Source organism: Pseudomonas sp. S1_E05 (genome assembly GCF_056337105.1).
Genome location: NZ_JBFRHM010000001.1, coordinates 3,837,295 through 3,854,827 on the forward strand (window position 1 = coordinate 3,837,295; position 17,533 = coordinate 3,854,827).

The window sequence follows — 17,533 nt, forward strand, 5'->3', positions numbered from 1 at the left end:
TCCTCAGGATTGCGCTTCAGACAATTTGTTGTTGGTTTCAGGACCTGCGACCGGTGGTTCCTTGAGCACAACGCGCTTGATCGGGCCCACGATAACCAGATAGCTGAACACCGCAACCAGTGCGTTGCAACCGACAAATACCAACGCCCACTTGAACGAACCGGTGGAGCTGATGATGTAGCCGATGACAATCGGCGTGGTGATCGACGCGAGGTTACCAAAGGTGTTGAAGAGGCCACCGCTCAGACCGGCGATCTGCTTCGGCGAGGTGTCGGACACCACAGCCCAGCCCAACGCGCCTACGCCTTTGCCGAAGAATGCCAGGGCCATGAAGCCAACGACCATCCATTCCACTTCCACGTAGTTGCACGCCACGATGCTGCTGGAGACCAGCAGGCCGGCAATGATTGGCGCCTTGCGGGCGAAGGTCAGCGAATGGCCCTTGCGCAGCAGGTAGTCGGAAATCACCCCGCCCAGTACACCACCGATGAACCCGCAGATGGCCGGCAACGAAGCGATGAAACCCGCCTTGAGGATGGTCATGCCGCGTTCCTGTACCAGGTACACCGGGAACCAGGTCAGGAAGAAGTAGGTGATGCCGTTGATGCAGTATTGGCCCAGGTAGACGCCGAGCATCATGCGGTTGGTCAGCAACTGACGGATGTAATCCCACTTCGGACCGTCGGCCTTCTTGCCCTTCTGGTCCATGTCGACCATGCCGCCGTTTTCGGAGATGTGCTTGAACTCGGCTTCGTTGATTTTCGGGTGTTCACGCGGGCTGTAGATCACTTTCAGCCAGACCAGCGAGAAGATGATGCCCAGGATACCCATGACGATGAACACGTGCTCCCAACCGAAGGAGTACACGATCCAGCCCATCAGCGGTGCGAACAACACGGTGGCAAAGTATTGCGCCGAGTTGAAGATCGCCGAGGCTGTGCCGCGTTCAGCGGTGGGGAACCACGCCGCCACGATGCGAGCGTTGCCCGGGAAGGATGGCGCTTCGGCCAGACCTACCAGGAAGCGCAGCATGAACAGTGCAACCACCGCCGTGGACATGCCGAACTCACCGACAAAACCTTGCAGCACGGTGAACAGCGACCAGGTGAAGATGCTCAATGCGTAGATTTTTTTCGAACCAAAACGGTCCAGCAACCAGCCGCCGGGGATTTGCCCGGCCACGTAGGCCCAACCGAAAGCAGAGAAGATGTAACCGAGGGTGACCGCGTCAATGCCGAGGTCTTTTTGCAGGCTGGAGCCGGCGATTGCGATAGTCGCCCGGTCGGCGTAGTTGATCGTGGTCACCAGGAACAGCATGAGCAGGATCAAATAGCGGACGTGAGTCGGCTTTTGGGTGGCTTGCATGTAGATGTACTCCCACTGATTATTTTTATGCGGGTAATAACGATGTAGTTGTACCCCTGTGGGAGCGACAAGCTCGCTCCTACAGGGATTGCGGTATCGATGTCGATATCGCGGGGTTTGCGGTATCCATGACAATACCGCGGGTATTGCCTTACGAACCGATGTAGCTGGTTTTCACCACGGTGTAGAACTCTTGCGCGTAGCGACCCTGCTCGCGCGAACCGTAGGACGAGCCTTTGCGCCCGCCGAACGGCACGTGGTAATCCACGCCGGCGGTTGGCAGGTTGACCATCACCATCCCGGCCTGGGAGTGGCGCTTGAAGTGGTTGGCGTACTTCAGGGACGTGGTGGCGATGCCTGCCGACAGACCGAACTCGGTGTCGTTGGACATGGCCAGCGCGGCCTCGTAGTCAGCTACGCGAACGATGTTCGCGACCGGGCCGAAGATCTCTTCACGGCTGATGCGCATCGACGCTTCGCTGTCGGCGAACAGTGTTGGTGCCAGGAAGTAACCTTCGGTGTCGCAGGTCACCAGGCCGCCGCCGCTCACCAGGCGAGCGCCTTCGGATTGGCCGATGTCGATGTACTTCATGTCCTGTTCAAGCTGGGCTTGCGAAACCACCGGACCAATGTCGGTGCCGGCTTTCAACGCGTGACCGACCTTGATCGACTTCATGCGCTCGGCCATGGCCTCGACGAACTTGTCGTGGATACCGGCGGTGACGATCAGGCGGCTCGAAGCGGTGCAACGCTGGCCGGTGGAGTAGAACGCGCTCTGGACCGACAGCTCGACCGCTTGTTTCAGGTCGGCGTCGTCGAGAATGATCTGCGGGTTCTTGCCGCCCATTTCCAGTTGGACCTTGGCCTGGCGAGAGACGCAGCTGACGGCGATCTGACGACCCACACCCACGGAACCGGTGAAGCTGATACCGTCGATTTTAGGGCTGTTGACCAGCGCATCACCCACGACCCGACCACTGCCCATCACCAGGTTGAACACGCCGGCCGGGAAGCCTGCGCGGGAGATGATTTCGGCCAGGGCCCAGGCGCAACCGGGTACCAGGTCGGCCGGCTTGAGCACGACGCAGTTGCCATAGGCCAGGGCCGGGGCGATCTTCCACGACGGGATGGCAATCGGGAAGTTCCACGGGGTGATCAGGCCGACCACGCCAAGGGCTTCACGGGTGACTTCAACGTTGACACCTGGACGCACCGACGGCACGTAGTCGCCCGACAGGCGCAGGCATTCACCGGCGAAGAACTTGAAGATATTACCGGCGCGAGTCACTTCGCCGACGGCTTCCGGCAGGGTCTTGCCCTCTTCCCGGGCCAGCAGGGTGCCGAGCTCTTCGCGACGGGCAAGGATTTCGGTACCGACTTTGTCCAGGGAATCGTGACGGGCCTGGATACCGGAAGTAGACCATGCCGGGAAAGCGGCACGGGCGGCGTCGATGGCGGCGTTGACCTGGGCCAGGTCAGCCTTGGCGTAGTCGCCAATAGTGTCGGTCAGCTCTGACGGGTTGATGTTGGCCGAATAGTCGGCACCGGCAACCCATTCGCCGTTGATGTAGTTGTCGTAACGTTTTGCTGTTGTCACGGGACTGCCCTCGAAACAAAGAGATCTCACGCAAAAGGCCGCTGATCACTCAGCGGCCTTGTTCAATCGGGTGTATTACTGCGCACCTTGCTTGTCGATCAGCGCGGCGAGCATTTCGTACTCTTCGCCGGTCAGGTCGGTCAATGGCGCACGCACAGGACCTGCGTCATAGCCGGCAATTTTTGCCCCGGCCTTGACGATGCTCACCGCGTAACCCGATTTACGGTTACGGATGTCCAGGTATGGCAGGAAGAAGTCGTCGATGATCTTGCCAACGGTGGCGTGATCTTCACGAGCAATGGCGTGGTAGAAGTCCATCGCGGTTTTCGGGATGAAGTTGAACACTGCCGAGGAGTAGACCGGTACGCCCAGTGCCTTGTAGGCAGCGGCGTAGACTTCGGCGGTCGGCAGACCACCCAGGTAGCTGAAGCGATCGCCGAGGCGACGACGGATCGACACCATCAGTTCGATGTCACCCAGGCCGTCCTTGTAACCGATCAGGTTCGGGCAGCGCTCGGCCAGACGTTCCAGCAACGGGGCGGTCAGGCGGCAAACGTTGCGGTTGTAGACCACGACGCCGATGTTGACCGATTTGCACACGGCTTCGACGTGGTCGGCAACGCCGTCCTGGCTGGCTTCAGTCAGGTAGTGCGGCAGCAGCAACAGGCCCTTGGCGCCCAGACGCTCGGCTTCTTGTGCGTATTCGATGGCTTGACGAGTCGAACCGCCCACGCCGGCCAGAATTGGCACGCTGGTCGCGCAAGTGTCGACGGCAGTCTTGATGATTTCGGAATATTCGCTGGCCGCCAGGGAGAAGAACTCACCGGTGCCGCCTGCGGCGAACAGGGCCGAGGCGCCGTATGGGGCCAGCCATTCCAGACGCTTGATGTAGCCAGCGCGGTTGAAATCGCCCTGGGCATTGAAATCGGTTACCGGGAAAGACAACAGACCGGAAGAGAGGATGGACTTCAGTTCTTGTGGATTCATTATTCGAACACCCTGGGTATCAACGTTTTTGTGTGAGGAAATCGTTCAGCCTGCGCCGAAGTTGTAGGTCATCGTACAACTTAAAAAACAACCGTCAACTGCATTTCATCGTCAGGCGTGAAATTTCTGCCACAAATAGGGTCATCAGAAATTAATTGCACCACACTGAAGCCTTGTCTGCCGTGTCTTAGAGCCTTTGGATGCGACGGGAAAGGCCCTGCGAAATTTTGTGAAAAACATCGTGAACGGCGCACCGACAGGTCGTCACGTAGAGTCTTCCGACGTCACGAACGGATCGTGACGACTTAGAGATGGAGTACTCGACGATGTGTTTTCCTTCACCGCTGCTGCCTCAATTCCCCGCCGACCCTCGGGACAAGACCGTCACCGTCACACTGTCGAACCTGGCAGATGGGCTGATTGTGCGAATACCCGACCCACACGATATTCCGCCGAACTGGGAGGTGTACCCAATCCTCGGTGCGAACCCCGATGAGCCGCAATGGCGCGGTGAGGAACAGCCAGCAGGCGTCTGGGACGAGACAACGGACGAGATGGTGGAACTGACGGGAATAGAACTGGAGATCCCCAGGACCGACCTGGAGCCGTATCTCGGTTCAGAGGTCGCACTGCGTTACAAGTTTCTCGATGAGTCGAGCCTTGAGCTGTCCTCGGAAGCCTTGCTGATACGTATCGAGCCCTGAGATTAGGGCTGCAAGACAAATCGTTCCCGGTGCGCCCGGGAACGATCCTGCGGGTCAGCCCCGCTGCGCTTCCGCTTCTTCGTGGGCATGACGCAACCGCTCACGGCTGTTGGTCAGGTGCAAGCGCATCGCCGCCCGCGCTGCATCGGAGTCCTGGCGCGCAATCGCATCGTAGATTTCTTCGTGCTCACGGCTCAACCGGTTCATGTAGTGCTGCTGGTCATCGTGAGCCAAGCGCGCCGAGTTGAGGCGTGTACGCGGGATGATGCTGGCACCCAGGTGGGTCATGATATCGGTGAAATAACGGTTGCCGGTCGACAGCGCGATTTGCAGGTGGAACTGGAAGTCCGAGGCCACCGCATCGCTGGCATGGGCCGCACTTTCGTTCAACGCATCCAGTGCCGCCCTCATCAGCGCCAACTGTTCAGGATTGCGCCGTTGTGCGGCGAGGCCTGCCGACTCCACTTCCAGGCTGATCCGCAGCTCAAGAATCGCCAGCACGTCACGCAACGTCACCACCGTCGCCGGGTCAATACGAAAGCCACTCGGGCTTGGGGTATCGAGCACGAAGGTGCCGATGCCGTGACGGGTTTCCACCTGCCCGGCGGCCTGTAAGCGGGAAATCGCTTCACGCACCACCGTGCGGCTGACACCATGGGCATCCATGATCGCCGACTCGGTAGGCAATTTGTCACCCCGCTTGAGGTGACCATCGCGGATCTGCTCGGACAGCACCGTCACCAATTCCTGTGCGAGGCTGCGGCGCTTGCGAGGGAGGCGTGGAGCTTCGATCGGGTTTTCCATGGTGAACGTCTGTCTCGAAAGTTCGGCTGAAACTGCATCATAGCGCAACGCGGTTGTACGATCACCCTGCGCCCGTTTTCATATCTGATCCACGCCCCCCTGTCCCCCTGTAGGAGCGAGCTTGCTCGCGATGGACTCAAGACCACCCTGGGTGTCAGATGCCCAGCGTTATCGTTAACGACCAATCGCGAGCAAGCTCGCTCCTACAGGGGGCGGTGCGGATTCAGGCGGTTGCGGTCTGATCCACCAAATGGCCATTATCGATTCGAACATGCCGCGGATGGAAGTGTTTCAAGCTGCTGCGATGCCCGACGCTGACGATGCTCAAGCCCGGAATCTCATCGATCAATGCCTGATACAACGAAGCCTCATCCTCTTCATCCATCGCCGATGTCGCTTCATCCATGTACAACCATTGCGGCGCGTACAACAGCGCACGAGCGAACGCCAGGCGTTGCTGCTCGCCGGGCGAGAGCATGCGTTGCCAGTGATTGGCTTCATCCAGACGGGCAACCAGATGTGGCAAGCGGCAGGTTTCCAGCACGCGGGCATAGCGCTCTTGCGGGTAAACGTCACTTGCCTGTGGGTAACTCAGGGCGTCACGCAAGGTGCCAATTGGCAGATAGGGTTTTTGCGGCAGGAACAGATAACGCGCCGCTGGCAGGCGAATAGAGCCATGGCCAGCCGGCCACAAATGCCCCATCGCTCGCAACAACGTCGACTTGCCGCTGCCGGAACGACCGCTGAGCATGACCCGCTCGCCCTGCTCCACGGTCATGTCGGCACTGGTCAGCAGATGGCGGCCGTCAGCGAGGTCAAGACCCAGGTTTTGCACTTCAAGCGCAGAGCCCGAATTGTGCACGTCAATGGCCGGCACACGCTGTTCGTTGTCGGTCATGGCCTGATGGAAACTGAGCAGGCGATCACAGGTAGCCCGCCAGGAGGCGAGGCTTTGGTACGCGCTGATGAACCAGCTGAAACTCTCCTGCACATTGCCGAATGCCGAACTGATCTGCATCAGCTCACCCAGCTCGATCTTGCCCGCAAAGTAGCGCGGGGCGGCGACCATGAACGGGAAAATAATGGCGGCCTGGCTGTAACCGGCGGTGAAGAACGTCAGGCGCTTGGACACTTTCATGATGTCCCAGAAGTTGTGCCAGACCATCCCGAACCGGTTGCTCAAGCGGCGGTTTTCATTCGGCTCGCCGTTGTACAACGCAATGCTCTCGGCGTTCTCGCGAATGCGCACCATGGAGAAACGCAGGTCGGCCTCGAAACGTTGTTGCTGGTTGTTCAAGCCAATCAGGCGACGGCCGATCAGGTGCGTCAGCCAACTGCCCACGACGGCATAGACCAGCACGCACCAGAACATGTAGCCGGGAATGGTCACACCCAACACTTCGATACTGCCCGATACGCCCCACAGGATGATCGAGAACGACACCAGGCTGACAATGTTGCGCAGCAGGCCAATGCCCAGCTCCAGGGTATTGGAGGTGAAATTATTGAGGTCTTCGGAGATCCGCTGATCGGGGTTATCGGTGTAACCGCCCTGCTCCAGCTGGTAGTAGTTCTTGCTGCCCAGCCAGCGAGCAAAATGCTGCTCGGTCAGCCAGGCCCGCCAGCGGATGGTCAGCATCTGGGTCAGGTAGAGCCGATAGACGGCGCCGACAATCGCCACCGCTGCGATCCCGCAGAAATACAGGATGAGGCGCCAGAACGCCGCCTCATCCTTTTGTTGCAGGGCGTTGTAGAAATCCTTGTACCAGGTGTTGAACCATACCGAGATGCCCACGCTCAGCAGCGACAAGGCAATCACTGCAATCAGCAACGTCCAGGCCCTGGCCTTTTCTTCACTGCGCCAGTAGGGCGTGATCATCGCCCATACTTTGCGAAAAAACTGCCCACGCACAGCATCATTGACCGCGGAATATTCAGCGTTCTGACTCATGAAAAAGGCTCGATAGAAAAAAGAACACGCACGAACCGATCATAGATGATCGGTTCGTTTTGTCGCGAGATGTGTCAGTGCTCTGTTCAGCGCAGGTTCAGCGGCGAACCGGGCGCTTCTGCAATTTACGCTGCAAGGTGCGGCGATGCATGCCCAGGGCGCGGGCAGTGGCGGAGATGTTGCCTTCGTGCTCGGTCAGCACGCGCTGGATGTGCTCCCATTGCAGGCGATCCACGGACATCGGGTTCTCCGGCACCAGGGTGTCGAGGTCGGCGTGCTCGGAGAGCAGCGCGGCCAGCACGTCGTCGGCATCCGCCGGTTTGCACAGGTAGTTGCAAGCGCCCCGCTTGATCGCTTCGACCGCGGTGGCGATGCTCGAATAACCGGTGAGAATCACCACGCGCATTTCAGGGTCGAGTTCCAGCAGTTTGGGCAACAGCACCAAGCCCGAGTCGCCGTCCATCTTCAGGTCCAGCGCCGCGTAATCCGGGAGGTCGGCCTGGGCAATGGTCAGGCCCTCTTCGGCAGAACCTGCCGTGGAGACGCGAAAACCACGGCGAGCCATGGCACGGGCCATCACTCGGGTGAACGTGGCGTCGTCGTCCACCAGCAACAAATGCGGCAGCTCTTCGCCTTCCACTTGGATCTCGTCACTCATGCTCTTCTCCTCGGGCAACACGGGGCAGGCGCAGCTCGGTGAGCGTGCCACCTTCCTCATGACTGTAGAGTTTCACTGAGCCGCCGGCGCGTGTCACGCTGGCCTTGCTCAAAAACAGGCCCAGGCCGAAGCCTTTGCCCTTGGTGGTAAAAAACGGTTTGCCGATCTGCTCGGCGATGGCCAGCGGCACACCGGCGCCGTGATCACGGATGCTGATGGTCAGGTCTTCGTCATTCCAGTCCAGCGTCACTTGCAGGCCTTCGGGACAGGCATCGGCGGCATTGTTAAGCAGATTCAGCAGTGCCTGGGTCAGGTCAGGCGGCGGCGCCAGGCGTGGGACGACCCCTTGGCCCAGTCGCTGGAAACGGTAGCTAGCTTCGGGACGCATCAAGTGCCAACGGTTCAACGCCTCATCCAGCCAGTCGGTGACGTACTGCATCTCCACGGCGAGACGGCGATTGGCCTCGGCGGCGCGCACCAGTTGCTGCAACGTCTGCTTGCACAGCATGACCTGATCCTGCAGCACGCCCAGGTCTTCCTGCAGCATCGGGTCATGATGGTCGCGGCGCATCTCTTTGAGCAGCACGCTCATGGTCGCCAACGGCGTGCCCAGTTCATGGGCGGCACCCGCGGCCTGGGTCGCTACGGCGAGCAATTGCTGGTCACGCAGGCCTTCTTCGCGGCGAATGGCGCGCAGTTCTTCCTGACGTCGCAACTCTTCGGCCATGCGTGCGGCGAAAAAAGTGATAACGGCGGCGGCCAGGGCGAAGCTCAGCCACATGCCGTAGACCTGAAGATTTTCCCGGGCAATCGGGAAGGTTTGCAGCGGATAGAAACGCGCCAGCAACAGGGTGTACATCGCCAGCGCGATGCCCGACAGAATCAGCGAATAGCGCCATGGCAGCGTCACGGCAGCGATGGTGAGTGGCACCAGGTAATAGGAAACGAAGGGGTTGGTCGAGCCACCGGAGAAATACAACAGGGCGCTGTGTATAAACAGATCACAGGCCAGCTGCACGGCGTATTCGAGTTCGGTGACCGGCCAGGTGGTGCGCAGGCGAATCGCGGTGAAGGCACACAGCAACAGGGAACAACCGAGGGTGGCGGCCAGTTGAAACCAGGGCAGTGGCAACAGCTCCAGCCAGTAGGCCAATCCTACGGAACCGGCTTGGGCAACGAGCACCAGGATGCGGATGAACGTCAGCCGCCAGAGGTTCTGGCGAGTGGCGGAAGTGATCTGAAAAGGGGCGAGCATGAGCTCTCCTGATGAGCGCTCCAGGGCAATCGCACGGAGTATAACCAACCGCAGGGGCTGACAGGCAAAAGTGCGGCAAACGGCCACATGTCGACGGCTGCAAGTTTCAAGCGGCAAGCTGCAAGCTGAATGCACCCCGCAAACTTGCAGCTTGCAGCTTGCAGCTTGAAACTTGCGGCTGTGCAACCCAGTCTTATGGTTTCACGCAGGACCCGACTCACCCCCTGCGCATCATCCAAGGAGCTTTCATGCACACATTGCGCCGCAGCGTCGCCCTTCTTGCCCTCAGTGCTGGCACCGTCGCCAGCCTCCCGGCCCTGGCTGCCGACGAACTCCATTACAACCAGATTTCCCTGCGCGCCGAAGTCAGCCAGGAAGTGGCTCGCGACCTGATGATCGTGACCCTCTACACCGAAGAACAGAACACGGACCCGGCCAAGCTCGCCGCGGGCGTCAGTACCACCATGAACAAGGCGCTGGCCCAGGCCAAGCAGGTCAAGGACATCACCCTGCGCCAGGGCAGCCGCAACAGCTATCCGATCTACGATGCCAAGGGCCAGAAAATCACTGGCTGGCGTGAGCGTGCCGAACTGCGCCTGGAAAGCACCGACTTCGCCGCGCTGTCGCAGCTGACCGGCGAGCTGTTGACCGACCTGAAGATGGGCGGCATGGATTTCGCCATCGCCACGCCAACCCGCAAGGCCAGCGAAGATGAGCTGCTCAAGGAAGCCGTAACGGCCTTCAAGGCTCGCGCCCAATTGGCAACCGATGCGCTGGGGGGCAAGGGCTACAAAATCGTCAACCTGAACTTCAACAGCAACGGTTTCCCGCAACCTTATATGCGCGCGCCGATGATGATGAAGGCCGCAAGCATGGACAGCGAATCAGTGACCCCGCAAGTCGAAGCCGGCACCAGCCAGGTCAGCATGACGGCCGATGGTTCGATCGAAGTCCAGATGCCGTGATTGGCTAATTTGAAAAAAGGCGATCGTATTGATCGCCTTTTTTGTGAGTAAAACCCCGAAAAGCGACATCAGTTGCACCTGGTACAACTAAACGCTCGCGATTGGTTTCAGTGCCACAAGACCCGATGCCAGTGAAGTGCACAAGGATGGGGTTTAAATCGGTAACACCTATGCCCTGATCGCGGGCAACCGGGCAACTGCCAGGCACCAAAACAGGGCGCGAGATACACGCTGAAACTGTCACGCAAACGTTAAAATGCATCAAAATTATACAAATGCGACATTAAGGTACGTTCGTGCCACCGTTTAAGGCTTGTACACTCATGGGATCTTGCAATGGGTACAGCCCCTGCATAAGTATCCGCAGGCACGACTCACAAGGTCGTCCTCAAAATCAAAAAATGACAACAAATCATGAGGCCACCATGCTCAAACACGCGGTCATTCCGTTTTTAGTCGGCGCCAGTCTGCTGGCTAGCGCGCCCTTCGCTCAAGCTGCGACTAACCTGGTGTTCTGCTCCGAGGGGAGCCCGGCCGGTTTCGATCCAGGTCAATACACCACCGGAACCGACTTCGACGCCTCTGCAGAGACCATGTTCAACCGTCTGACTCAGTTCGAGCGTGGCGGCACCGCCGTTATTCCTGGTTTGGCGACCAGCTGGGACGTCTCCGATGACGGCCTGACCTACACTTTCCACCTGCGCGAAGGCGTCAAGTTCCACACCACGCCGTACTTCAAGCCCACTCGTGAGTTCAACGCCGACGACGTACTGTTCACCTTCAATCGCATGATTAACAAGGATGACCCGTTCCGTAAGGCGTACCCGACCGAATTCCCGTACTTCACCGACATGGGGATGGATACCAACATCACCAAGATCGATAAAGTCGACGATCACACGGTCAAGTTCACCCTCAAGGACGTTGATGCCGCGTTCATCCAGAACATGGCCATGAGCTTCGCCTCCGTGCAGTCCGCCGAGTACGCTGCCCAGCTGCTCAAGGAAGGCAAGGCTGCCGACATCAACCAGAAACCGGTCGGCACTGGCCCGTTCGTGTTCAAGAGCTACCAGAAAGACTCCAACATCCGCTACACCGGGAACAAGGACTACTGGAAGCCTGAAGACGTGAAGATCGACAACCTGATCTTCGCCATCACCACCGACCCGTCGGTGCGTATCCAGAAGCTGAAGAAGAACGAGTGCCAGGTCACCCTGTTCCCGCGTCCAGCCGACTTGAAGGCACTGAAAGAAGACAAGACACTGAAGATGCCTGAACAGGCCGGCTTCAACCTTGGCTACATCGCCTACAACGTGATGCCCAAGATCAAGGGCGACGACAAGCCGAACCCGATGGCCGAGCTGAAAGTACGCCAGGCCATGGACATGGCAGTGAACAAGCAGCAGATCATCGACTCTGTCTACCAGGGTGCTGGCCAACTGGCGGTCAACGCCATGCCGCCTACCCAATGGTCCTACGACACCACTATCAAGGATGCCAAGTACGATCCTGAGAAAGCCAAAGCGCTGCTCAAGGAAGCGGGCGTCAAGGAAGGTACCGAGATCGTCCTGTGGGCCATGCCGGTACAGCGTCCGTATAACCCGAACGCCAAGCTGATGGCTGAAATGCTGCAGTCCGACTGGGCCAAGATCGGCCTGAAGGTCAAGATCCAGAGCTACGAGTGGGGCGAGTACATCAAGCGCTCCAAAGGTGGTGAAAACGGCGCGATGCTGATTGGCTGGAGCGGTGATAACGGTGACCCGGACAACTGGCTCAACGTGCTGTTCGGTTGCGACTCGCTGGAAGGCAACAACTTCTCCAAGTGGTGCGACAAGAAGTTTGACGACATCGTCAAGCAAGCCAAGCGTACTTCGGACCAGGCCAAGCGCACCGAACTGTACAAGCAGGCGCAACACGTCCTCAAGGACGCTGTTCCAATGACACCAATCGCTCACTCGACGGTGTTCCAACCCATGCGCGCCAACGTGCAGGACTTCAAGATCAGCCCGTTTGGCTTGAACTCCTTCTACGGCGTCAGCGTCAGCAAATAAGACCGGGCGGCGGCGACGCTTATAACGTCGCCGCCGTTTTGTCTGCCGATAGACTGGGAAATTACCTACATCCAATTCCGCTGAGTATTACGGCAGCGGTGCCTGGTGCGTTGAACTTTCCCACAAGTTTTTAGGACTTTTCGCATTTACTGACAGACCTTCGGCTCTTACCGTCGGTATCTGAACAGTGTATGTGCAGGCTATCGGCTGACTGCTGCTCGTCATGGTTTGAAATCAAAAAGGCTGCCATGCCCCCGGACGGGGCTGCAGTTCATTGAACACTTAGCGAAAAGAAAGAGGGAGCGTCATGCGCCATACCTTGGTTTTATCCGCATTGCTGGGCACCGGCCTGTTGGCCGCCACTTCCATGAGCCATGCCGCCAATAACAGTCTGGTGTTTTGCTCTGAAGGCAGCCCGGCGGGCTTCGACACCGCGCAGTACACCACCGCCACCGATAATGATGCCGCCGAACCGTTGTACAACCGGTTGGCCGAGTTCGAAAAAGGCGCGACCAACGTGGTACCGGGGCTGGCGAAGAGCTGGGATATTTCCGAGGACGGTCTCAAATACACCTTCCACTTGCGTGAAGGAGTGAAATTTCACACCACCAAGTACTTCACGCCGACACGCGATTTCAACGCCGACGACGTGCTCTTCACCTTCAATCGCATGCTCGACCCGCAACATCCTTTCCGTAAGGCCTACCCCACCGAATTCCCTTACTTCAACGGGATGAGCCTGAACAAGAACATTGCCAAGGTCGAAAAGACCGGGCCGCTGACCGTGGTCATGACGCTCAACAGCGTGGACGCCGCGTTCATCCAGAACATCGCCATGAGTTTCGCTTCCATCCTGTCCGCCGAATACGCCGACCAATTGCTGGCCGCGGGCAAACCCAGCGAGATCAACCAGAAGCCGATCGGCACCGGGCCGTTCGTGTTCAAGAGCTATCAGAAAGACTCCAACATCCGTTACAGCGGCAACAAGCAGTACTGGGACCCGAGCCGGGTCAAACTCGACAACCTGATTTTTGCCATCAACACCGACGCCTCGGTGCGCGTGCAAAAGCTCAAGGCCAATGAGTGCCAGATCACCCTGCACCCCCGCCCCGCCGACGTCGATGCACTCAAGAATGACCCGAAACTCACCCTGATCGAGAAGCCGGGTTTCAACCTCGGCTACATCGCCTACAACGTGCGCCACAAACCGTTCGACCAGCTCGAAGTGCGCCAGGCGCTGGACATGGCGGTGAACAAGCAGGGCATTCTCAACGCGGTCTACCAGGGCGCCGGGCAGTTGGCGGTCAACGCCATGCCACCCACCCAATGGTCCTACGACGACACTATCAAGGACGCCGCCTACAACCCGGAAAAAGCCAAGCAACTGCTCAAGGCCGCCGGCGTCAAGGAAGGCACCGAAATCACTCTGTGGGCAATGCCGGTGCAGCGTCCATACAACCCCAACGCCAAGCTGATGGCCGAGATGCTCCAGGCCGACTGGGCGAAGATTGGCCTCAAGGTGAAGATCGTCAGCTACGAATGGGGCGAGTACATCAAGCGCACCAAGAATGGCGAACACGACATCAGCCTGATTGGCTGGACCGGTGACAACGGTGACCCGGACAACTGGCTGGGCACGCTGTACAGCTGCGATGCCATCGGCGGCAACAACTACTCCCAATGGTGTGACCCGGCTTACGACAAGCTGATCAAACAGGCCAAGATCGTCACTGATCGCGACCAGCGCACCGTGCTCTACAAACAGGCCCAGCAACTGCTCAAGCAGCAAGTGCCAATCACGCCTGTCGCTCACTCGACGGTCAACCAGCCGTTAAGCGCCAAAGTCGAAGGCTTCAAGGTGAGCCCCTTCGGCCGCAACGTGTTCTCGGGTGTCAGCATCGATAAATAACCAAACCGTGTAGCTAAACGCCCGGGGGCGCCTTGCGCCCTCATGCAGGCGTATTGCCGTAATCCGCCAATTTGGCACAAGGCAAACGTTTGCACTGCGTGAATGAGTTCCAACCAAGTAGCCGGACCACCACAAAAAACCGGCATAAAAAAAAGAAAGTTAAGGAGCTTCACCCATGAAACTGAGCAGCACCGCGATACTGGCCCTGGCCATCAGTAGCATCACCGCCACGGCTTACGCGGAAACCCAAAGCCAAGCCTTCACACCGGTTACCGTGAAAGAGAAAAGTGCACAGAGCGAAGCGACCGGCTTCATCGATGGCCAGTCCTTGAGCGGTACGACCCGTAACTGGTACTCGAACGAGGACAAGCAGCGTGGCGGCTTCTACACCTACGAGCGCCACGGAGTCACCGAGACCGGTACTCGCCGGATCAACTGGGTCCAGGGCACCATCCTCAACTACACCTCGGGCTTCACCCAAGGCACCGTAGGCTTGAGCACTGAAGTCGCGGCGTACAATGCCATCGCGCTGGATCGTAGCCGCGAAGACATCAAGGGCGGTTCCAACCGTACCCTCGCCCACTCCGATGGCGACGCCGTCGATCAGTGGAGCAAACTGGGCCTGGCCAACGTCAAGGCGCGCATCTCCAACAGCACCCTGACAGTGGGTCGCATGAGCTACAGCAGCCCGCAAGTCGACACCATCGGCAACCGTGCGCTGCCTTCGAGCTTCCAGGGTGGCGCGCTGAAAATCGGCGAGTTGGACAATCTGACCTTCGATTTCGCGACCTTTGACCGCGTCTCGCCACGTATGGAACAGAGCCAGCAAAAATTCCGCTCAGAGTACGGCACCCGCAGCGTTGAGTCCGATCACATCTACACCGGCGGCATCACTTACAATCCGCTGGAAAGCCTGACTACCAGCCTCTGGGCCACCCAGGCCGAAGACTTCTGGAACCAGTACTACTTCGGCGCCAGCCACGTATTGGGTGACAGCCAGGAGCTGAGCCTGACCACTGGCCTGAACTACTACAAAACCGTAGACGAAGGTAAAGCCAAGCTGGGCCAGATCGACAACGACACCTACTCCCTGTCGCTCGGCCTGACCCACCAGGCTCATAGCCTGACCTTCTCGTACCAGCAAGTGAACGGTAACGAATACTTCGACTACCTGCACGAAACCAACGGCATTTACCTCGCCAACTCCCTGCTGTCGGACTTCAACGGCCCGAACGAGAAATCGTTCCAGATCGCCTACGGCCTGAACATGGCTGAATACGGCGTACCTGGCCTGAAGTTCAACATCTACCAGGCTCGCGGCTGGGGTATCGACGGTACTCACTACAACAGCACCGGCTACGGCGACGTGAAGACAATGGACGGCGAACACCATTACGAATACGGCATTGGTACGTCCTACGCCATTCAGAGTGGCCCGCTCAAGGCCACCGCTATCCGCGCGACCTACACCACTCACCGCGCCAGCGAAAACCAGTCCGATGGCAGCATCAACGAGTTCCGTCTCGTGACCACCATCCCGTTCAACATTCTGTAACGCACCTGCCGTGCGGCTGATTCAACCAAGCCGCACGGCTTTTTGTTTTCTAACCGATTGCAGAGGGTTCTCGATGAAAATGCTTCCCCTACGTGCGGCCGTCGCAGCCGCCTTGCTGAGTGTTGCGGTGGGTGTCTCGGCCAAACCCCTGGTGGTTTGTACCGAAAACAGTCCGGAAGGCTTCGACATGGTTCAGTACACGACTGCAGTCACAGCCGACGCGGTGGCTGAAACCATTTTCAATCGCCTGGCCGACTTCAAGCCTGGCACCACCGATGTGGTTCCGGCCCTGGCCGACTCCTGGGACATCAGCGAAGATGGCCTGACCTACACGTTCCATCTGCGCAAAGGTGTCAAGTTTCACACCACCGAATACTTCAAGCCGACCCGCGACATGAATGCCGACGACGTGGTCTGGAGTTTCCAGCGCCAGCTGGACCCGAAACACCCGTGGCATGACAAATCGAGCGTGGGCTTCCCCTACTTTGAAAGCATGGGCTTCAAAGAGCTGCTCAAAAGCGTCGAGAAAGTCGACGACAACACGGTCAAGTTCACCCTGACCCGCCGCGAAGCGCCCTTCCTGGCCGACATCGCCATGGCGTTTTCCTCGATCTACCCGGCCGAATACGCCGACCAGTTGCTCAAGGCCGGCAAGACGGGCGACCTGAACAGCAAGCCAATCGGTACCGGGCCGTTCGTCTTCCAGCGCTACAACAAGGACGCCCAGGTGCGCTTCAAGGCCAACCCGGAGTACTTCCGTGGCAAGGTCCCGGCCGAATCGCTTATCTTCGCGATCGCCACCGACAACAACGTGCGTCTACAAAAACTCAAGGCCAACGAGTGCCAGGTTGCGCTGTACCCCAAGCCCGATGACATTCCGAGCATCAAGAAAGATCCAAAACTCAAGGTCGATGAAATGAACGCGATGACCGTCGCCTACATCGCCATGAACACCCAGCACAAATACCTGAGCGATGTCCGTGTGCGCAAAGCCATCGACATTGCCTTCGACAAGGAAGCGGCCGTCAACGCGCTGTTTGGCAAGGGCAATGCGACCGTCGCCGTCAACCCGTATCCGGACACCCTGCTAGGCTACAACCACGACCTGAAAAACCCGGCCCGTGACCTGGACAAGGCCCGCGCCCTGCTCAAGGAAGCCGGCGTGCCGGAAGGCACCACGTTCACCCTGTTCACCCGCAACGGTGGCGGTGCGACCAACCCCAATCCGATGCTCGGTGCGCAGATGATGCAGGCCGACCTGGCCAAGATCGGGATCAAGATCGACATCCGCGTGATGGAATGGGGCGAAATGCTCAAACGCGCGAAAAACGGCGAGCACGATATGGTTTCCGCCGGTTGGGCGGGCGACAACGGCGACCCGGACAACTTCCTTACGCCTCTACTGAGTTGCGAGGCGGCGAAAAACGGCGAAAACTACGCGCGCTGGTGTAACGACAAGTTTCAGGCCCTGCTCGACCAGGCCCGGGAGAAAACCGACCCGGCCGAACGCGCGGCCCTGTATGAGCAGGCCCAGGCGCTCTTCAACCAGGACCAGCCATGGATCAGCCTTGCACACACTAGAATGTTCACCGCAATGCGCAACAACGTAGAGGGCTATCACATTAGCCCACTGACCACGAATAACTTCGCCACCACCCAGGTGAAGTAAATAAGAAAACTCCCGGTGTCCCTGACCCCAGGGACACCAGGCACGCCTAACCGGCTGATGAGG

General features: G+C 58.8%; 13 protein-coding genes. 6 read left to right on the top strand and 7 right to left on the bottom strand.

Annotation, left to right across the window (positions count from 1 at the left end):
- Window positions 1-3 precede the first annotated feature (3 nt).
- The 3 genes from AB4N33_RS17855 to kdgD form a co-directional block, all read right to left on the bottom strand.
- Complete coding sequence (locus tag AB4N33_RS17855) at window positions 4-1,365, bottom strand: MFS transporter (protein WP_460140283.1); 1,362 nt, start codon at window positions 1,363-1,365, stop codon at window positions 4-6.
- A gap of 151 nt (window positions 1,366-1,516) precedes the next feature.
- Window positions 1,517-2,962 (bottom strand): aldehyde dehydrogenase family protein, encoded by a 1,446-nt coding sequence (locus AB4N33_RS17860; RefSeq protein ID WP_476457893.1) that lies wholly within the window; start codon window positions 2,960-2,962, stop codon window positions 1,517-1,519.
- 75 nt (window positions 2,963-3,037) lie between these two features.
- Window positions 3,038-3,949 (bottom strand): 5-dehydro-4-deoxyglucarate dehydratase, encoded by a 912-nt coding sequence (gene kdgD / locus AB4N33_RS17865; protein WP_460118154.1) that lies wholly within the window; start codon window positions 3,947-3,949, stop codon window positions 3,038-3,040.
- A gap of 326 nt (window positions 3,950-4,275) precedes the next feature.
- On the opposite strand from kdgD, the gene AB4N33_RS17870 reads away from it, so the two are divergent.
- Window positions 4,276-4,653 (top strand): hypothetical protein, encoded by a 378-nt coding sequence (locus AB4N33_RS17870; RefSeq protein ID WP_460118156.1) that lies wholly within the window; start codon window positions 4,276-4,278, stop codon window positions 4,651-4,653.
- A gap of 54 nt (window positions 4,654-4,707) precedes the next feature.
- On the opposite strand, the gene AB4N33_RS17875 is transcribed toward AB4N33_RS17870, so the two are convergent.
- The 4 genes from AB4N33_RS17875 to AB4N33_RS17890 form a co-directional block, all read right to left on the bottom strand.
- Window positions 4,708-5,457 (bottom strand): FadR/GntR family transcriptional regulator, encoded by a 750-nt coding sequence (locus AB4N33_RS17875; RefSeq protein WP_460118158.1) that lies wholly within the window; start codon window positions 5,455-5,457, stop codon window positions 4,708-4,710.
- A gap of 223 nt (window positions 5,458-5,680) precedes the next feature.
- Window positions 5,681-7,408, bottom strand: a complete 1,728-nt coding sequence (locus AB4N33_RS17880; RefSeq protein WP_460140285.1) for an ABC transporter ATP-binding protein/permease — start codon at window positions 7,406-7,408, stop codon at window positions 5,681-5,683.
- Between the two features lie 97 nt (window positions 7,409-7,505).
- Window positions 7,506-8,066, bottom strand: coding sequence for a response regulator transcription factor (locus tag AB4N33_RS17885; RefSeq protein WP_007942792.1), 561 nt, complete (start codon window positions 8,064-8,066; stop codon window positions 7,506-7,508).
- Window positions 8,059-9,321: an ATP-binding protein gene (locus AB4N33_RS17890; RefSeq protein ID WP_460140286.1), complete on the bottom strand. Its 1,263-nt coding sequence runs from the start codon at window positions 9,319-9,321 to the stop codon at window positions 8,059-8,061. Before AB4N33_RS17890 ends, AB4N33_RS17885 begins: the two co-directional genes overlap by 8 nt.
- A gap of 248 nt (window positions 9,322-9,569) precedes the next feature.
- Between AB4N33_RS17890 and AB4N33_RS17895 the strand changes: the two genes are divergently transcribed.
- The 5 genes from AB4N33_RS17895 (at window position 9,570) to AB4N33_RS17915 (ending at window position 17,470) form a co-directional block, all read left to right on the top strand.
- Window positions 9,570-10,286, top strand: a complete 717-nt coding sequence (locus AB4N33_RS17895) for an SIMPL domain-containing protein (protein WP_460118165.1) — start codon at window positions 9,570-9,572, stop codon at window positions 10,284-10,286.
- A 425-nt stretch (window positions 10,287-10,711) separates the two neighbouring features.
- Window positions 10,712-12,337 carry an ABC transporter substrate-binding protein gene (locus AB4N33_RS17900; protein ID WP_476457894.1) on the top strand — a complete coding sequence of 542 codons (1,626 nt, stop codon included), beginning with the start codon at window positions 10,712-10,714 and terminating at the stop codon, window positions 12,335-12,337.
- A 307-nt stretch (window positions 12,338-12,644) separates the two neighbouring features.
- Window positions 12,645-14,246, top strand: a complete 1,602-nt coding sequence (locus AB4N33_RS17905) for an ABC transporter substrate-binding protein (RefSeq protein ID WP_476457895.1) — start codon at window positions 12,645-12,647, stop codon at window positions 14,244-14,246.
- Window positions 14,247-14,421: 175 nt separating this feature from the next.
- Window positions 14,422-15,801, top strand: coding sequence for an OprD family porin (locus AB4N33_RS17910; protein ID WP_476457896.1), 1,380 nt, complete (start codon window positions 14,422-14,424; stop codon window positions 15,799-15,801).
- 73 nt (window positions 15,802-15,874) lie between these two features.
- Complete coding sequence (locus tag AB4N33_RS17915) at window positions 15,875-17,470, top strand: ABC transporter substrate-binding protein (RefSeq protein WP_476457897.1); 1,596 nt, start codon at window positions 15,875-15,877, stop codon at window positions 17,468-17,470.
- Window positions 17,471-17,533 lie beyond the last annotated feature (63 nt).